Annotated in this window: 16 protein-coding genes and 1 tRNA gene; 14 read left to right on the top strand and 3 right to left on the bottom strand. The window is 60.5% G+C overall.

Features of this window, described 5'->3' with window-relative positions; translation table 11 throughout:
• Positions 1 to 39: 39 nt before the first annotated feature.
• The 13 genes from ACYCZJ_RS15545 (at position 40) to ACYCZJ_RS15485 (ending at position 7,392) form a co-directional block, all read left to right on the top strand.
• A tRNA-Leu gene (locus tag ACYCZJ_RS15545) sits at positions 40 to 126 on the top strand.
• A 182-nt stretch (positions 127 to 308) separates the two neighbouring features.
• Complete coding sequence (locus ACYCZJ_RS15540; RefSeq protein WP_461555137.1) at positions 309 to 1,532, top strand: tyrosine-type recombinase/integrase; 1,224 nt, start codon at positions 309 to 311, stop codon at positions 1,530 to 1,532.
• Positions 1,533 to 1,540: 8 nt separating this feature from the next.
• Complete coding sequence (locus tag ACYCZJ_RS15535) at positions 1,541 to 1,768, top strand: DUF4224 domain-containing protein (RefSeq protein WP_461555136.1); 228 nt, start codon at positions 1,541 to 1,543, stop codon at positions 1,766 to 1,768.
• A 253-nt stretch (positions 1,769 to 2,021) separates the two neighbouring features.
• Positions 2,022 to 2,234, top strand: a complete 213-nt coding sequence (locus ACYCZJ_RS15530) for a helix-turn-helix transcriptional regulator (RefSeq protein ID WP_461555135.1) — start codon at positions 2,022 to 2,024, stop codon at positions 2,232 to 2,234.
• A gap of 157 nt (positions 2,235 to 2,391) precedes the next feature.
• Positions 2,392 to 2,985: a hypothetical protein gene (locus ACYCZJ_RS15525; RefSeq protein WP_461555134.1), complete on the top strand. Its 594-nt coding sequence runs from the start codon at positions 2,392 to 2,394 to the stop codon at positions 2,983 to 2,985.
• Positions 2,976 to 4,472 carry a DEAD/DEAH box helicase gene (locus tag ACYCZJ_RS15520; RefSeq protein ID WP_461555133.1) on the top strand — a complete coding sequence of 499 codons (1,497 nt, stop codon included), beginning with the start codon at positions 2,976 to 2,978 and terminating at the stop codon, positions 4,470 to 4,472. Before ACYCZJ_RS15525 ends, ACYCZJ_RS15520 begins: the two co-directional genes overlap by 10 nt.
• Positions 4,462 to 5,376 carry a DUF7146 domain-containing protein gene (locus tag ACYCZJ_RS15515; RefSeq protein ID WP_461555132.1) on the top strand — a complete coding sequence of 305 codons (915 nt, stop codon included), beginning with the start codon at positions 4,462 to 4,464 and terminating at the stop codon, positions 5,374 to 5,376. The genes ACYCZJ_RS15520 and ACYCZJ_RS15515 overlap by 11 nt, the downstream gene beginning before the upstream one ends.
• Entirely contained in the window at positions 5,373 to 5,657 is a 285-nt protein-coding gene (locus ACYCZJ_RS15510; protein WP_461555131.1) for a hypothetical protein, read from the top strand. The genes ACYCZJ_RS15515 and ACYCZJ_RS15510 overlap by 4 nt, the downstream gene beginning before the upstream one ends.
• Positions 5,641 to 6,228, top strand: coding sequence for a hypothetical protein (locus tag ACYCZJ_RS15505; RefSeq protein WP_461555130.1), 588 nt, complete (start codon positions 5,641 to 5,643; stop codon positions 6,226 to 6,228). Before ACYCZJ_RS15510 ends, ACYCZJ_RS15505 begins: the two co-directional genes overlap by 17 nt.
• 25 nt (positions 6,229 to 6,253) lie before the next feature.
• A complete protein-coding gene (locus tag ACYCZJ_RS15500; RefSeq protein ID WP_461555129.1) occupies positions 6,254 to 6,577 on the top strand; it encodes a type II toxin-antitoxin system HicB family antitoxin in 324 nt (107 codons plus the stop codon).
• Between the two features lie 98 nt (positions 6,578 to 6,675).
• Positions 6,676 to 6,936 (top strand): hypothetical protein, encoded by a 261-nt coding sequence (locus ACYCZJ_RS15495; protein ID WP_461555128.1) that lies wholly within the window; start codon positions 6,676 to 6,678, stop codon positions 6,934 to 6,936.
• Positions 6,937 to 7,033: 97 nt separating this feature from the next.
• Complete coding sequence (locus tag ACYCZJ_RS15490; RefSeq protein WP_461555127.1) at positions 7,034 to 7,180, top strand: hypothetical protein; 147 nt, start codon at positions 7,034 to 7,036, stop codon at positions 7,178 to 7,180.
• Positions 7,177 to 7,392, top strand: a complete 216-nt coding sequence (locus ACYCZJ_RS15485) for a DUF4224 domain-containing protein (RefSeq protein ID WP_461555126.1) — start codon at positions 7,177 to 7,179, stop codon at positions 7,390 to 7,392. Before ACYCZJ_RS15490 ends, ACYCZJ_RS15485 begins: the two co-directional genes overlap by 4 nt.
• A gap of 311 nt (positions 7,393 to 7,703) precedes the next feature.
• On the opposite strand, the gene ACYCZJ_RS15480 is transcribed toward ACYCZJ_RS15485, so the two are convergent.
• The 3 genes from ACYCZJ_RS15480 to ACYCZJ_RS15470 form a co-directional block, all read right to left on the bottom strand.
• The gene (locus tag ACYCZJ_RS15480) at positions 7,704 to 8,414 is read right to left on the bottom strand and encodes an HGGxSTG domain-containing protein (RefSeq protein WP_461555125.1); all 711 of its coding nucleotides are present in this window, start codon (positions 8,412 to 8,414) and stop codon (positions 7,704 to 7,706) included.
• Positions 8,415 to 8,547: 133 nt separating this feature from the next.
• Positions 8,548 to 13,311: an LPD38 domain-containing protein gene (locus ACYCZJ_RS15475; RefSeq protein ID WP_461555124.1), complete on the bottom strand. Its 4,764-nt coding sequence runs from the start codon at positions 13,309 to 13,311 to the stop codon at positions 8,548 to 8,550.
• A gap of 15 nt (positions 13,312 to 13,326) precedes the next feature.
• Complete coding sequence (locus tag ACYCZJ_RS15470; protein WP_461555123.1) at positions 13,327 to 14,985, bottom strand: hypothetical protein; 1,659 nt, start codon at positions 14,983 to 14,985, stop codon at positions 13,327 to 13,329.
• 169 nt (positions 14,986 to 15,154) lie between these two features.
• Between ACYCZJ_RS15470 and ACYCZJ_RS15465 the strand changes: the two genes are divergently transcribed.
• Positions 15,155 to 16,876 (top strand): trypsin-like peptidase domain-containing protein, encoded by a 1,722-nt coding sequence (locus ACYCZJ_RS15465; protein WP_461555122.1) that lies wholly within the window; start codon positions 15,155 to 15,157, stop codon positions 16,874 to 16,876.
• The last annotated feature ends 277 nt before the right edge of the window (positions 16,877 to 17,153 follow it).

The following is a 17,153-nucleotide window of genomic DNA, read 5'->3' as shown; positions in this document are numbered from 1 at the left end:
CGGCTTCTGTCGCCGGGCGCGTTCGCGTCCGGTCCCTTTGCCCGGGTGGCGGAATCGGTAGACGCAGCGGATTCAAAATCCGCCGGTGGTAACACTGTGGGGGTTCGAGTCCCCCCCCGGGCACCAAGTAGGCGTATCACCCAATAACATGCAGCGCCTAAACCCAAGGTAAATACTGGCCTCATGGGCTGTCTATTGTTTCACTGCATAACATCGCATAACATGGAAATACCGACTTTTTGGCGGTAGCTATGGCGGTAGGTTGTGCCAGACCGGATCGCCTACCGTCACTTTATGGGGGTGTTTCCATGCTGACCGATACCGGAATCAAGAAAGCCAAGCTGTCCGACAAGCCTTTCAAGATGGCAGACGGCAAGGGCTTGTATCTTCTGGTGAATGCTGCCGGCAAGTATTGGAGGGTGGATTATCGCTTCGGTGGCAAGCGCAAGACACTGGCCTTGGGTATCTATCCCGACGTCACTTTGGCGCGCGCCCGTGAAAAGCTCGACGACGCCCGCAAGCTGTTGGCCGATGGCATCGACCCGGCCGCGCTCAAGAAAGCCACCAAGGCCCGCCGTGCCGAATGCGCAGCCAACAGCTTCGAGGCCGTAGCGCGCTCATGGTTTGGCAAGGCCTACGCCGACAAGGCGCAGACCACGCGCGACAAGACCATGACCCGGCTGGAACAGGACGTTTTCCCGTGGATCGGGGCGCGGCCGGTTTCGGAGATCGCGGCAGCCGACGTGCTCGACGTGATCCGGCGCATCGAACGCCGCGGCGCGCTCGACATCGCGCGGCGGGTGTTCAACTACATCGGCCGCACCCTGCGCTATGCGGACAGCCACGGCATGGTCGAGCGTGACGTTTCGGCCAGCATCGACCTCGGCTTGGTTATCACCCAGCGGGAAACCCGCCACCATGCCGCCATCACCAGCCCGCAGGCCGTGGGCGGTCTCATGCGTGCCATCGATGGGTTCACCGGCGGCTTCGTCACCCTGTGCGCCCTGAAACTCTCCGCGTTGACCTTCGTGCGCCCTGGCGAACTGAGGCATGCCGAATGGGAAGAGATCGACCTCGACGGCGCGACGTGGAGCATTGCCGGCCGCAAGATGAAGATGGGCGCTGATCATATCGTCCCGCTGTCCACGCAGGCCGTGGTGATCCTGCTCGAGCTGCAGAAGCTCACCGGCCGTGGCCGCTACGTCTTCCCATCGGAACGCGGCGGCTCGCGACCGATGAGCGAGAACACCGTCAACGGCGCCCTGCGCCGGCTGGGCTTCACCAAGGACGAAATGACCGCCCATGGCTGGCGCGCCGTGGCCCGCACCCTGCTCGACGAAGAACTCGGCTTTCGCCCCGACTTCATTGAGCACCAGCTGGCGCACGCCGTGAAGGATCCGAACGGCCGCGCCTACAACCGCACCGCGCACCTGGGCGAACGCCGCAAGATGATGCAGGTATGGGCGGACTACCTGGACAAGCTGAAAGCGGGGGCTGACGTCATCCCGCTGCATGGGAAAACCGCCGCCTGACCACATCGATGCAATCTGATCTGAGCCTATTTCTGACAGACGAAGAGCTTACGGCCCTCACTGGATCGCCGCAGCCGGCCACCCAGGAGCGTGTCCTGCGCGAGTGGGGGTTGAACGTGACACGCAACCGGGTGAACAAGATCATGCTCACGCGCGAGGCCTTGACGCGCCATCAACTCGGGCTGAAGACGGAAACAAGGATAGAGCCCAAATTGAGGCTACACAGTACAGAGTAACCAACCATTCAGAATCTGGCCGACGCAATGTCGGCTTTTTTGTGCCTGGCCGACCGAAAGCCCATGCCCAATAAAACCCGCGTTCTCCGGAGCGGCCGTGTGCCTTGAAACCCGCGTGAGTGATGGGATACGGGCGAATTTCTCCAGTCTTGTATCAACCAATAATTTCCGAAGCTTAGCCGTACAGGTCCGTGCCTAGCCTCATAAAGTCGCCCAAATCAGCGCCACCCAGGTGCTTTTAGGAGATCAAGTGATGGCAAAGCGTTACATCCCGGAAAACCTCGACACGCTGCCTGATTCGGCGAAATTGAGCGCGCGCGAAGTGGCTGGCTGGAAGGGTGTCAGTATCAACACGGTTTGGAGGTGGGTGCGCGGCGGAGTGATTCCTGCACCTCACAAGATCGGCCCGAACTGCACTCGTTGGACGCTTGGCGACCTGCGCGCTGCCGACAAAAGGGCGGCGTGATGAGAGCCGCCAATGGAAACGCCCCGGGTAAGGCTGGCAGGCCGACCGGGGCGCAGAGGAAACGCAACGCAGGAAGCCATCATAAGAGGCTAGGCGCGGCTGCCTGGAAATTCTCTGCTGACGTGCGCCTGGCCAGTATGTGGTGGGAGGCATAACCATGGCCCACTACCGCAAGATCGATGTTCGGATCTGGAACGACGCGAAATTTATCGCTTTGTCCAACAGCGGCAAGCTGATCTTCCTGTTCCTTATCACCCACCCACAGATGACGGCCTTGGGCGCGATGCGTGCGACCCCTCAGGGCCTTGCTGCGGAACTCAAGATGGACATCGAAGCCTTCGCGGAAGCCTTCGATGAAGTCTTGTCGCAAGGTTTGGCGAAGGATGATCGGGGGGCATGCTGCATATGGCTGCCGAACTTCCTCAGGTACCAGTCGGCAGAGTCACCCAACGTGCTGCGCAACTGGTCAAAACAGGTCGAGTACATCCCCGAGTGCGAGCTTAAAGCCCGCGCCATTGCTGGATTGAGAGACTATGCGGAAGGCTTGAGCGAAGGCTTCCGCAAAGCCTTCCGCGAAGCCTTCCCGAAAGACATCCCCGAATCAGTAAGCAGTAAACAGAGAGCAGTAAACCCTAGCCATGACGTCGGCACCCTAGCCAGAGAGAAGTTTCTACGGGCCTCAAATAGTACTAAGGGGGGCAGCGCTGAAAACCTGGCTGGGCAGGGTGACGAGGGGGTGACATGGAGCTGAGGCCATATCAGACCGCCGCCATCCAGGAGGCCCGCGTCAATCTGGCCTCCGGCAAGCTGCGCCAGATCGTCTACGCCCCCACGGGGGCAGGAAAGACCATTATCGGCATCGAATTAATCCGGGGAGCGCTACGTCGCGGCAAGCGAGTGGCGTTCATCGCCAACCGCATCGGCTTGGTCGGGCAAACATCCAAGCGCCTGTCGCAGGCCGGCATCGCACACGGAATCCTTCAGGGTGAAAATACGCGCGGGCTGGATCAGCCCGTGATTGTCTGCTCAATCCAGACCGTTTCCCGTCGGCGCCTGCCGGATGTGGATGTGATCGTGATCGACGAGGCGCATGCGGTTGCTGGCAGCCAGGACTATCGGCGCGTGTTGTTCCAGAACAATGCCCTGCCGGTCATTGGCCTTACCGCCACGCCGTTCAGTCGAGGGCTGGGGCAGTCTTACCCTGAGCTCGGTGGTGAGCCCCTGTTCCAGGGCATTGTGAAGGCGGCCACCATCCGGGAACTGATCGGCCTTGGGTATCTCGTGGATTGCGCGATCTTTGCGCCCGCTGAACCGGACCTTTCAGGTGTGCGGTTGACGCGTAATGCCTTCGGTGAGATGGACTATTCCGAGAGCGACCTGGCCGGCGCCGTGGACAAGCCATCCCTGGTGGGCGACATCGTCATCCACTGGCAGAAGCTGGCGAACGACAAGCCTACGGTTTGCTTCGCCACCAACATTGCCCACAGCAAGCATATCGCTGATGCATTCAACGCGGCAGGGGTGAAGGCTGAGCATGTCGACGCCTACACCGAGGAAGATGAGCGTGCAGCGATTCTGCAGCGGGTCGAGTCCGGCGAGACCAAGGTCATCAGCAACGTCGGCATCCTGACTGAAGGGTGGGATTTTCCGGCCTGTGAGGTCATGATCCTGGCGCGGCCCACGCGCAGCTTGATTCGCTGGGTGCAGATGGCCGGGCGCATCCTGCGGCCGTACCCGGGCAAGTCCAAGGGCATCATCCTTGACCACTCCGGATCAGCGTTGCAACTCGGATACCCGACAGACGACTTGCCGCTTGAGCTCTGCGATGGCAAGCCGAAACACGGCAAAGCTGGCAAGCCGAAGCCGGCCGAGCCGAAGAAGTGCCCGTCCTGCGCCTACGTGAAGCCACCCAAGGTGCACGCCTGTCCGGCATGCGGGTTTGCGCCCGAACGCCAGAACGATGTCACTACCCAGGCCGGTGATCTGGTCGAGTTTACGCGGACGAAAGGCAGGGCCACCCATGCCGAGAAACAGGCCGTTTACTCTGGACTGGCATTTATTGCAGACCAACACGGGTACAAGGCCGGATGGGTTTCCAACCAGTATCGCGCCTACTTTGGGGTGTGGCCACGCGACCTTTATTTCATCCCCCGGCCCCCGACTCCGGAGCTGACCAGGTGGGTGAAGTCGCGCCAGATCCGTTTCGCCAAAGGCCGGGAGGTGCGCGATGCAGCCTAAGGTGCGCGAAATTTCAGTCGGCAAGTGGCGCGGCATTCTGGCGAGCTTTGGCCTGACCGACAAGGCGCTGTCAGGTAAACACGGCGCCTGCCCGATGTGCGGCGGGCGTGACCGCTTCCGCTTCGACGACAAGGAGGGCCGGGGCACGTGGTTCTGCACACACTGCGGCGCCGGTGATGGTGTCGCCTTGGTGATGGGTCTGAAGGGCTGCAGCTTCAAAGAGGCCGCCCGCGAGATTGAGCAGGCGGCAGGCGTCGTCCAACCTGTTCAGGCCACACCGGCAGCGGATGACGTCCAGAAGATGGCGAAGCTCAAGCGGACGTGGTCTGAGGAGGCGTCTCCGTTGGTGCGAGGCGACGATGCCATGGTCTACCTGGCAGGGAGGGGGCTGGCAATCGAGACGCCGCCGAAATCGCTGAAATTGCATCCCGGTCTCGTCTACATGGACGGCGATCGATTCCTTGGCAAGTTCCCGGCCATGCTTGCCCTGGTCACGGGCCAGGATGGGAAGGCCGTGACCATCCATCGTACTTTCCTGAAGGACGGCGGTAAGGCGCCGGTTCCATCACCCAAGAAGCTCATGCCAGGAAAATCAGTTTCCGGTGCTGCCATTCGACTTTTCGATGCGGGGGAATGGCTGGGCATAGCGGAGGGAATCGAAACCGCTCTGGCGGCCTCTGCGCTGTTTTCTGTTCCGGTCTGGTCGTGCATCAGCGCCCATGGCATCGAAACCTTCATTCCACCCGCGGGTGTGAGGCGCGTCAGCATCTTTGCCGACAACGACGAGAGCTTTACCGGCCAGAAGGCAGCCTATGCCGCAGCGTACCGCCTTTGGCAACTTGGGTTCCAGGTTGAGGTGAGGATTCCACCCATGAGCGGTGACTGGCTGGATGTGCAAAGATGAATAACCCCGTCCTGAGCCACGAAGAGCTCGCCGCCGCCGACGCGACGTGCGTTGCCCAGATGCTTGACGCCTGCCTCAGTATTTTGCAAAACGATGCAGACCAGCTTCTGGCCCTCACCAATTTCTATGGCAATGACAACTGCGCCGGGCTAACGATTGCGATTATGGCGTTGGATGCCAAGATCAAGTCGATGCGGGCAGACATGGCGCCCCATCTGAACAGAGTGGTGGGGAATGATGTACTGGCAAGTCGTGAGAGAACGGGTGCCAGCATCAACTGAGCGCCGTCTGATCGGCGATGCCGAGATCCTTGCCGCAGCGAGGTGGCGGCTGGCCGCCTGCACGCCGGCAGAGATCGAGGCTGGCCGCGCACGCCTGGCGCAGATGATCGAGCGGGGCGCGGAATTGGATGGTGCCGCGGTTGAGGATTTGCTGGGCTGCCTGCATCGACGTGGCGACCGACGTGATCCATGGACGGCCATTTGCGCCATGGCTGTGTTGCACGCGAAAGCGCATGGGCTTGCCAGCCTGTTCCTGCGGGCCGGGTTCGAGGTTGTTGGCGCCTGGCGAAACTCCAGGGCGCGCAGGCCCGGGGTGGCACGTTCGATCCTTACTCGCATGATGGTTGAGTACCAGGCAAGACAGCCAGACGCAACGGCAGCCGATTACTTCGACCTGTTGGCGAGCTTGGCCGGCATGGATCCTGTGATCGCCGATCATGACTCCGCAGCCGACCTTCTGACCTACGTTGACGGTGATCGGATGATAGACATCAAGCGGGATAGCTTCGCGCGCCAGTTCCGCCGTGCCAAAAAATTTGCAGGGACGGCTTTACATGATACTGTTTTTTGATACCATATGATTCATGATCAACGTGATGACCATCAACGGATACCGAGCCGTGATCGCCTACGATCCCGAAATCAAGATGTTTCGGGGGGAATTCCCAAGCCTGACCGGCGGGGACTACTTCTACGCCAAGGAAGTGAAAGGATTACTGCGCGAAGGAGAGAAATCGCTCAAGGCATTCCTGGAAGCCTGCGCTGATGATGGCGTCGAGCCGCGCAAACACTTCTCTGGAAAGTTCATTCTGCGCCTGGATCCTGAGACGCATGAGGCTGCGACTGTCGCAGCGGCTGCACATGGCAAAAGCCTGAATCAGTGGGCGGTCGATGCCATCCGGGAGGCTGCCAGCACTTAACCACCGTCCCCGGTGCGGTTCACCGGGAAAGCGGGCTGACTTGGTGCGCCAACACTGGGCCAGCCCTAACCGCAATCGATCTAAATAGGAGATCAATCATGGCTATCACCAATTCTACCGAACTCGCTTCTTTCAACGACGAAATCCAGGACACGCTCAATGTTCTCGCCGCCAATTTGCGCGCCGCAGAATGCCTGATCGCCGATCATGAGCGCAGCGAGGATGAAGAGCTTGTGGCTGCTTCGCTTGTGCTGCATGGTACCCGCGATCGCATGAACGAGCTGGCCGCGCGCGTGGGCGCTGGTTGTATGGCAGCCGTTGCAGTTGCGAATGCGAAGGCCCATAAAACCGTCGCCTGACGGGCTCATGCAAAAGCGGGGCGGAAGGGTGTTACAGCAGTTGTTACAGCATCCGGCCGCCCCTGACCCGAACACCTGTATTCGTAGGAGGTTGAGCATGACCACTGAGACCAAGCCCAAAAAACAAGCGCCACGCAAAGCACCTGGCAAACGCCCAGCAACGATCCGCGTCACCAGCGTAGGCAAGCCGCCGCTATCGGGGGCTGAGGCGTTCGCGCGCATGCTGTTCAAACAGCAGCCATGATCCTGACGTCCGAAGAACTACAGCAACTGACAGGCCGCACACGGCGCGATGCTCAGGCGCGTGTGCTGCGGCATATGGGTATCGAGCACCGCGTGCGGCCGGACGGTAGCATCGTGGTTCTTCGAGCGCACGCCGAACAGGTTCTCGGGGCTGGCAAAACCAAGGCCGCGACAGAGAAGGATTTCGAGCCCAATTGGGCGGCGATTAAGTAATGCCGCCGCGAACAGCTTGGACACCAGACCACGGTGGCGCGTGATGTCCTTGGCCTGCAGCTCGGCGTTGGCCTCGACCTGTTCGTTTTCTGTTACCAGATCATTTCTTGGTAACTGTTCTGGTAACCGCGTCCTTGGTAACCAGCGCCTTCTTTCTCTGTAACAGGCGTCATTCTTGTCACAGGACTTGTTACAACATCTTGTTACACGGTCTTTCGATGCAACTTCGCGTGTAACCATGGATACTTTGCTGGATACCGCATCCTTGGATACCAGCGAATAAGCCCCCCCCCGGGCCGTGCGCCGGGGATCTACTGAAACCACTGGCTCCTGGCAAATGCCCCACAGTGGTGACGCGCCCATAATCGCCAGTTACCAACTTCTCCAACCATGCAGGTGTGAGCTGCTGACAGATTGGCACAGTCGGCGCAGCATCGAAGTGCTTGGCCGCTTTCTGGCTGTGGACTTCTGTGGTCAACAAAAGTAAGGTTCTTTGAGGCTTTCATGGGGTCAGGTTTCCCAAGTAGACCGGTCTCAATCTGATCTGGTTTGCCTTCCGCCCCGCAGTTGCCGGAGAGCCTGCGCCTGGCAATGCCGCTGGCGCGCGACTCGGCCAGCGAATTTTCGGCCGCAACCAGGACATGTTTCAACAGCCTTCCGCCTTGTCTGGACGCTGTATGTGGGCAGTTATCTCCGCCAGACCCTTGCCGTAGCCTTGGGCTCACCATGGGGCCCGGCTCCTGCCTGATCGCGCGCAGTGCATCCTTGCGTGGTCGACCACCCTTCTTGCCGTTCTGTCTGGAGGCCTGCTTCCCTGATTCGGTGCGCGGACCAGTGGAAAGCCCGCCATGGAATCGGCAACGGCCGTTTATGAAGATGTCCTTTTTCTGGCATGGCTTGCCGGTACGCTTGCTCCTGGCGCCACAGGTCAGGCCAGCAATTTCCTCCACCCTGACATTTCCGTGGTCAGGCTCCCTGAAGTAGCGCTGGTACTTCTCCAGCAATTCACCCTTACCAGGCATCAGGCTGCTTTCTTGGCCGGTTTCATCGCTTTTATGACCTGCTTCACCGCACGTTCCAGGGCTTTGTTTCCGGGCACTTTGGCCGGCTTCTGCTTGGTTGGCTTGGTTGGTTTCATCACGGTCTCTCCTTGGTTCATGGGGTTTGCTCTCGCGCCTTCATCGATCCCTCCGCATCCTGCACAGTGGCCTTGATCAGCGCATTGCGCTCGATGGTCAGTTCGTCCAGGCGCGCGCGTTTGTCTTCCGGACCCAGGCTTGAGTCTCGCCGGACCAGTCGCATTTCGGCGTTGATCTCCTGCAGATTCTTCGCGGCGCGCTCGAGTGGTTTGGCCTCCTGGCCCAGTTCGTCCTGCTCCTTGCGGTCGGCAATGTCCTGGCGGCCAATGCGATCAAGCTCACGCATCGTGCCTCGCAGTCGCTTGGATTCCTCCAGCAGGTCGTAGAACTGTTCTTCGTACTTGGTATGCCTGGCCGGTTCCTCGGCATAGAAGCGGCGAACCACAGGCAATTCATCCGTCCGCTTCTCGGGCAGCTGATCATGGAAAAACGCCTGGTCGGACAACATCAGGCCGTACATGGCCCAGGTGTTGAAATACCCACGCAGCAGGGCCTCGGTGCGGGCCGGGTTGACCTGTAGGCTTTCAGGCATGTCAGCGGTGGACATGCCAATGGCCTTCATGGTCTCGCTGGTGCCCGGCTTGGCGCGCAAGAATGGCTGCATGTTTTCCATGCCCGGGGTTTCGATCGGCGCGCCGGTAAATCCGTTGCGATTGGTCGCCTGCTCGTAGATAGGGGCCATGATCTGCGGCATCAGATTCAGGTTGAAGGTGGCGCCCAGGATGCGCGCGAAGTCCTTGCCAAGATTCTCCGGGTTCTCATCCAAAGTGCGCTCCACCGTGCGCTCTGCCGCGGATGAGAGGGCGCCCACCTCCCAGATCTTCGGGTAGCGGAAATGCTGGTCTCCAACAAAGAAGTGCCAGTTTGCGTCTCGATCCCAGTCCGGCAAATCCTGATAGCGTGGGTCGTCACGATTCAGCAGATACAGGGCGGCCGATGACATGGCCAAGGCGCCAGCCTTGATGGCAATGGCGCCGCGGTTCGGATCATGGGCAAGACCGCGCGCCAGACGATCCCAGGACAGAACGGCAGGCTTGAGGAACATGACCGTGTCGTACATCATGCCCAGGGCCTGGGAGTCGCCCCGCATTGCAAAATCGGTCGACACCTCGCGCCCTTGGTAGGCCGCATGACGGGGATTCTCGCCAGCCTCCAAGGCCTTCTTGAATTCACCCAAGCGGGTGCTCATCTCGAAGGCATCCCCCAGGGTCTCGACAAAGCCCAGCAGCTTGTCGGGGGTGTCCAGGACGGTGCGGTAATCGATGCCCTGACGGTTGTAGAACTTCTCCATCTTCGCGCGCAGCTTGGTTTCGTCCAGGTAGATCGAGGACAGGCCGCCGCCGTTGGCGATGTACTCCTTGTAGACCGGGTCATTGACCATCCGCAGACGCATCCCCTGCAGGGAATCGATCACCGGCCTGAATCCGGAGCGGCTCATGACGCTGCCCATGATGGTGTCGCGCGCAAGGTTGGCGATCCAGAAATCCGGCGTGAGCGTGATGGAAGCCTGACCAACTCGCTTCGGGAGGCCAAGCCATTTGATGAGCCAATGCTGGTTGGTGCGGTCGATGCTGGACAGCGCACGGTAGAGCAGGGGGTCTCCCACCTCGTACCACTCTGGTTTTCCGTTGCGCAGCACGGCCACAACGTTCATGCCGGCCGGCGGCTGGTTGCCCACCATGAAATCCAGCATATCAGGGCTGTTTTCCAGTTCCTTGATGACCTTCTCGGCAATCTTCGGGAGCTTCTGTCCTTGTGCGTGCCATTCTGCGCGGTTGATGCCCATGGCCTTCAAGGCAGCATCGATCACTTGCTGCTTATCGATCTTCACCGGCCGTGCCTCGGGGTCGATCTTGACCATGAACCGGCCTCCCTTGGCCTTGTCAGCCAGGTCGGCGATCTTCACGCGTGCCTCATTTTTCACGGCCTTGTCGACCAACTGCGCGGCGTTTTGCACCATGTTGGCCAGCACGTCCTTGATGTTCTCGGTTCCGCCTGTGAGCGCCTTAACGCCGCTCCAATCGCCAGGTTTCGACCCTTTGAACCCGTCAGACTGGCCGACACGGTGAAACGGCAGGTACTGCGTTCGTTGCCACGTCGCCCGGGCCTGTGAATTAATGACGCCTTGAGCCTCCGCAAAATCGAGAACGCCGCGATTCCAGGCCTGATATTCATCAAAGGCCTTTTTCCGTTCCGGCGTGGCCAGCTTGAGCATGGCGTCGATTTCAGCCTGGGTGAACAAATGCTCACGTCCCTGTGCCAACAACTCACGGGAGGACCGCCCGACGAAGTACAGCATGGCATCGTCAAGGGACTCGGATACGGGCTTCAGGATTTCTTCCAGGCCCTTGCCCTTGAATGTGAAGGAACCGTTCGACTGCTTCACCGGGTGGCCGTAGCGCACAGCCCCATCGGAAATCGATGCGGCAGCACGCGAAAGCCGCGCTGATTCATAGGGGCCGGCCGGGCTGATCTTCCCGGTAAGGTCGCGTTCCATCTTGTAGATGCCGTGCAGATCGTCAACTGTCGCCTGGCGCATGCGGTCGAAAAGGCCATCGAGATGCTGGGATAGTGGTTTCTCGGTGCCGATCTTGGAGCGCGCGCGGTTCAGCGCATCCTGGCCAAACCACGCCGTCATGTCAGCTTGAGCCTTGCGCAGGGCAGGCCCGTATTCGTGGGTGTTGGTGAAGGACTCGAGCCAGGCATAGACCTTCGGCGCCTTCGCTTCCAGGGCATCGGGCTGGGTCAGGAACAGTCGCACGCCCTCGGCGAAGCCCTCTTTCACGTTCTTCTGGTCGTAGCTGACCGACTTCAGTTCCTCGCGCAGGGCCTTGTCGGTGCGCCAGGCGTTGGCGATGTCTGGCACGCGACTATCGATCAGGTGAGCGACCTCATGCGCAGCAACTTCGACGTCATTGGCCCGCTTGATGCGGACCTCCTCATTTCGGGGGCGGAAGAAGCCAAGGCGCTTCTGGCCTTTCACTCGCCCCTCATAAATGCTGGTCCCGATCCCCTTGGCGAAATCGGCGATGATGTTCTCGCGCCGGATGGGGGCGGGTAGGTCGGCGACGGTCTTGGCCATGCTGGCAGGCGGTACCGCATCATCAACCAGCGGCACATAGTTTGCCCCCGGTGCCCAGGAGTTGAGCGTATCGGGTTCGGTTCTAGCGGACAGGGTTGCGCTATCCGGTTGGTCTGGCACGCGCACCAGCACAGGCCTTCTCATCGCGTCGATCTGCTGGGGCTGCAAGCCAAAGCGGCCGGCGTTTTCGCGCAGATATTGCCGGTATCCCTCTGCCTTTGCCCCGTTTGCCTGGTAGACACGCTGGAGCGCAATCGCCCGCGCGTTGCCTGCCTCGACAAGACCGCTCCCGGTTACGATGGGCGCGCCGGTTGCGTCATCGGCTGAATCCGTTAGGCGGGCCGGATCGATCTCGCGCACGATGTCTTGCACGCGCTGTTCCGCATTTTCCCGCGTCCAGTCAGGCCGCGCCAAGCCTTCCGGATAGTCGGGCGTCGGGCGCAGGTTGGCGTCATGCGAAGGTTTCAGCGTGTCGGCTTCGATCAGGGCATAGCGGGCACTTTTCTGGTTCGGAACAACCGCGGCGTCATGGCCTGATCCAGTGGCCACCCGCGCTTGAGCCTGGCCCATAGTACCGAGGCCGGAAGCCGGATCCGACGCGCCCATTCCGGCAATGGCAGGGTCTCGTTGTTGAATGTCAGCCACATCGAGCTGCGGTACAACTTCGCGGCTGGCGGGTTCTCCATGAGAAGGCCGTGCGTCTGCCGGCGCAGTACCGTGTTCCTGCTCGGCTGTCCCGGCAATCGAGCCACTTCTGCCGCCGTCAATGTCTGGCCGTGCAGCGTCACTCGTCTGCAGAAGGTGCGGCGCCTCTCCTGTGGCGGCTGGGTCGTCCAGAGGCAATTCCCCGGCTCGTAATTCCCCAGCACGTCCCTCCTGCCCAGCCAGTGCCGTTGCGTCGGCGCCCGCCCCATGTCCTTCAGGAACTGCTCGAAGCTCTCCTGCCACGCCGTGCAGACCTTGATCCCCTTCGCTCCGTAGCGCTTGAAATCCTTGTGGTTCGGCTCCTGACATCGCCTGTGCATCGTCCGCCAGGCGCTGCGCTCCCGCCTGAGTTGGCTCGGTTGTCTTGGCATACTCGCTCCGGATGTGGACATCTTTGGACATTGCATCATCGATATGGCTGCCGATCGCATCTTCGGGCGTGGCGCGCTGTGCTTCACTGGGCGAGAATGCCCTGCGCTCGACGGCCTGGGATACGGCCTTCCGTGCCCCTTTCGCGGCGGGCACAATGGCCATTGGCAAGACACCCTCGATGACCGTGCGGGTCGCAGTCGCAGCGGCAGGACTGCCGGTCGCATCGAAAACTTTGTCACCTGCAGCCTCCCCAGCTTCTTGCAGCTTGGTGAACGGGTACATGGCCGCTTCGGTCAGGTGTTGGCCCAAGTCCGATTTCGGCTGATAGGTCAGTGTGTTCCCCACGGCATGCACCACGCTGGCCGGATCGGCATCGGTCAGCCCCAGCGCATTGGTCGCCAGCGCGCCAAGTCCAGCCAAGCCAGCGACCGGCAAGGCCACGGCCTGGGTGGCGAAATTCGCCGCGGTCTCGGCTACCGGGTAGACCTGTCCAATTGCGCGCAGGGTCTTTACGGCAGGATTCTCCGGCGTTGCCTCAGGCGCATCGTCCAAGGGGATGAAACCGCCCGGCTCATCTTCGCGGCGGCGCTTTTCAGTGGTTTGCAGCGGGGTGAATGGCATGCGTTCCCTCCAAACTCAGCGGTAGTGGCCGAGCAGCTTGCCGGACTTGTCCAGCACCTCGACCCCGTTGGGCGTGTCCTTGCCCAGCTTGTAGGCGTTCATGCTCTTGTCGTAGCGGAAGCGCTTCGCCACCTCCTGGCGATCAAAGGTCTGGGGCGTGGCTGGCTTGGGCTTCGGGGCGCTGAACTCATCGAATGTCTGGTCATCCCCAACCTTGCGTTGATTCGCCAGTCGTGCGGTGGCAGCCAGCTGCGGGTCATAGTCCGGGTTTTCGCGACCAGTCGCGGTGTATGGTTGGGTCTTGCGGCGCACATCATCGGCCGACATGCCGGTGAGGCGCCGGCGCGCCGCGTCAATTTCCTTGTTGTTGGCATCCTGTGCCGGCGTGATTCGATCACCCGACAGGCGGCGCTCCATGGATGCAAGTTGGCGGCCCTGACGTGCATCGCGACGATCTTCGCGCTCCGCATCGCGTTGGTCACGCGCCGCATCCTTCACGGTTTCTCTACCGTCCTTGCGATCTTCGATCAGGGTCTGCTTCTCCAAAGCCGCAGCCTCTGCTGCGCGCTTGCCTTCCTGTTCAGCTAAGAATTTGACCGCTGTACTCGGCTCCAGCGCCAAGGCTGCCTCCTTCGCCAGGTCGGCGGTGCTCTTGGTCACACTGACCAGCAGATTGCCGTCCTGGTCGTACTGCTCGACGGCATACTGGCTGCCGTCTTCACTCGGCACCAGCTTCACTGTTCGGTCGTCACCATAGGTCTGGTCGTTGTACATCCGCTCGAACGCCTTGATTGCGCCATGGTTGTCACCGATAGACAGCATGCGGACACCGCCAAGCCAGCGCTTCGCATAGGTGCGCCCCCGCTCGGAATCGACGAACTGCTGAAACTTCTGCGCGTCCTCAGGCCTGCCGTGTTTCAGCATGGTCTGGATTGCTTGCGGCGCCACTTTCTGCAGATAGCGATCCAGCCCGACATCCTCATCGGCTTGCTGGGTGCTCTGTGTTGAGGCCGCACCGGGTTGCGAGGGCTGAGAGCCGGATGTCGTAGGCGGAGTGCCTGGAATCGTAGGCTGGGTAGCGGAAAGCGCAGACGCAGCTGGCTGCGCGGGTTTTCCTGGTATGGCTACCGCCCCTTGAATACCACCCGCAGCGGAGCGCGCAGCCGGCTGCCCTGATTTCGCGATCGCCCCTTGAATGCCGCCGGCAAATACCGAACGCATGTCGTCTTGGTATTCCCGGCTCCGCTCGGTTTCATCGGCCTGAACACCGGCTGCGCGTAGTTTCACGGCGCCGCTGATGTCCCCGTATCTTTCCAGCACGCCGGCCTGGGCAGCCAGACGCGCCGCGCTCTGCTGCCCGGCCGTGGGCGCGGTGTCATAGTCGTTCCCCAGATACCGGAAACTCGTTCCGTCCTGCACCTTCGAACCCATGCCGTAGTCGCCGGCAGATTCACCGAAGGTCTGGGCATCCTGTGCAGCAATGGCATCAGTCTCGGCCTTCGCACTGGCGATCTCGCCATCGGTTGCGTCCCTGACCTTGGCCACCTCTTCAGGTTTGGCGTCGGCAACCTTAGCCATCTCGCGGTCCTGCATCACCCCGCTGGTGAGTTTGTAGGTCGATGCGAACGCATTGAGCGCGTCGGCGATGCTTCCTCTACGACGTTTCCTTGCCATGGCTGACCTCCAATGTTGATGCCTTAAGGCTAAGCCGCCATCCGGACGCCAACGCCTTGTGTCCGCTCGTGGTCTGAACACGGTCCGCCAGGTTTTCCCGGGCAACTGGCAAGCTGTGGTAAATAGTCGTTGAAGCGAAAGATAAAAATGATCAGGGGGGAGTGTAGAAATGCGACAGAGCCAGATTTTGGGCCTGGCCAGGATAGTGGCCTTGCCGGTTGTTGTGTCCGGCCTATTCCTGGCTGGCTGCGATTCAAAGCCGCCTTCAGAGAAGGAGCGCGCCGTCCTTACGGCTGCCGACCACAAAGCGGCTTTTGAGAAGAAGCTGGCCACGTTTCGCCAGAAGGCGGAAGCGGGAGACCCGATCGCACAGCTTGAAATGGGGCGGGCTTATGAGGTGGGCATGGTCTGGGCCGTGAAGTTGCCGGAAGGCGCGATTGCTTCAAAGCGGAAAGACCCACTGATCGATCTCGACAAAGCGGCCGACTGGTACGGAAAGGCCGCGATGCAGGGAAACGCGGAGGCTCAATATCGGTTGGGAATGCTGTGGCTACCTTCTGAAATCGATGAGGTCCTGGGCTCACCGAAACAGCGACCGCGTGATGCCGCCAAGGCTGCGGAGTGGTTTGAGAAGGCGGCCAAGCAGAAGCATGCCGAGGCCGCATATGAACTGGCTTTGCTCTACCGGCTAGGAAAAGGGGTCGAGCAGGACAAGCAAGCCTCATTTCAATATTTCCTGGTTTCCGCGGAGCAAGAGCATGCCGGTGCGCAAAACCAGTTGGGCCATCTATATGCCAATGGTGAAGGCGTGCCTAAAGATGATGTCCAGGCATATGTGTGGTGGAGAAAATCTGCTGAACATGGGGATGCCGAGGCACAGAATAGCGTAGGCGTTTCTTACTCAACTGGTCTTGGAGTTCCAAAAGATGCGGCCAAGGCTGCGGAGTGGTTCCTCAAGTCAGCCATGCAAGGGGAACAGGTCGGCCAATCGAATTTGGCCAGGCTATACGGATCCGGAAATGGCGTGAATTTGGATATGGTTCTTGCCTATGCCTGGTTCAATCTGGCGGCGGCAAATCCGCAGGGCAATGAATATTTGGCGGAGGACGCAAAAAAATGGCGCGTACAGGTAGAGGAAGTTCTCTTGCCCGCAGAGGTTTCTGAAGCGCAACGGATTTCGTCATCCTGGAAGACGGGGAAGATCATCGCCCGTGAATCAGCAATTGCTGGTGGCGGCATCAAGTCGACGGGAAAACTGCAGAAGACAGGTACTGGCACGCTGTTCGTGGTCGGCAAGGCTGGTCAGGCCATCACCAATCAGCATGTGGTCCAGGGCTGCACTGAATTGAGGATCGAGGGACGCGAGGGGGTGGCGAAGCTGACGACCGAGGACAAGATCAATGACCTCGCATTGATCCAGATACCCGGCAAGGTGAAAGCCACAGCGACCATCGCGGCAAAGCCGGAAGCCCTGCGCCAGGGGGAGGACATTGTCGTGTTCGGCTTCCCGCTCAATACCGTGCTGTCGTCTGGCGGCAACCTGACCCCAGGTGTGGTCAGCGCTCTAACGGGGCTGGGCAACAACACCAACCAGCTTCAGATTACCGCGCCGATCCAGCCAGGCTCGAGCGGCAGCCCCGTGCTGAACAAAAAGGGTGAAGTGGTTGGGGTGGTGAACATGAAGCTCTCCGACAGCAAGATGGCCAGAGCGACAGGTGAAATAGGCCAGAACGTGAATTTTGCGATCAGTGGGCAGACGCTCAAGGCGTTTCTCGACAAGCACAAGGCAGGCTACCGAGATGGCGCCGGCTTCTTCGCTTGGGAGAAAGACACCGCCGATCTGGCCGAGGATGCTCGCAGGTGGACGCTGGTGGTGGAGTGCTGGAAGTAACCCCGGGGCTGTCCTTCATATCTATTTTTTTGCTTTGATCCCAGGGTACACCAGCGTGCGGTGGCGGTAGTTTTGACGGTAGCGCGGTGCACATGGTTGCGGAATGCTGCGTCAAATAAGGCTCGCGTGGCACAGTTCGAGTCCCCCCCCGGCACCAATCAAAACACGTGTTATGCGCCTGGCTCGGACCCAGGTGAAGTCTGCTTCTCGGCGATTCTGTTGGAAAACTCGATGTTGCAGCCGGGTTCAGCTTTCACCAAGGCTGGAATTTCGAAGC

The sequence above is a fragment of the Sulfuriferula sp. genome (genome assembly GCF_054605375.1).
This window is presented reverse-complemented; position numbering and strand designations above follow the sequence as displayed.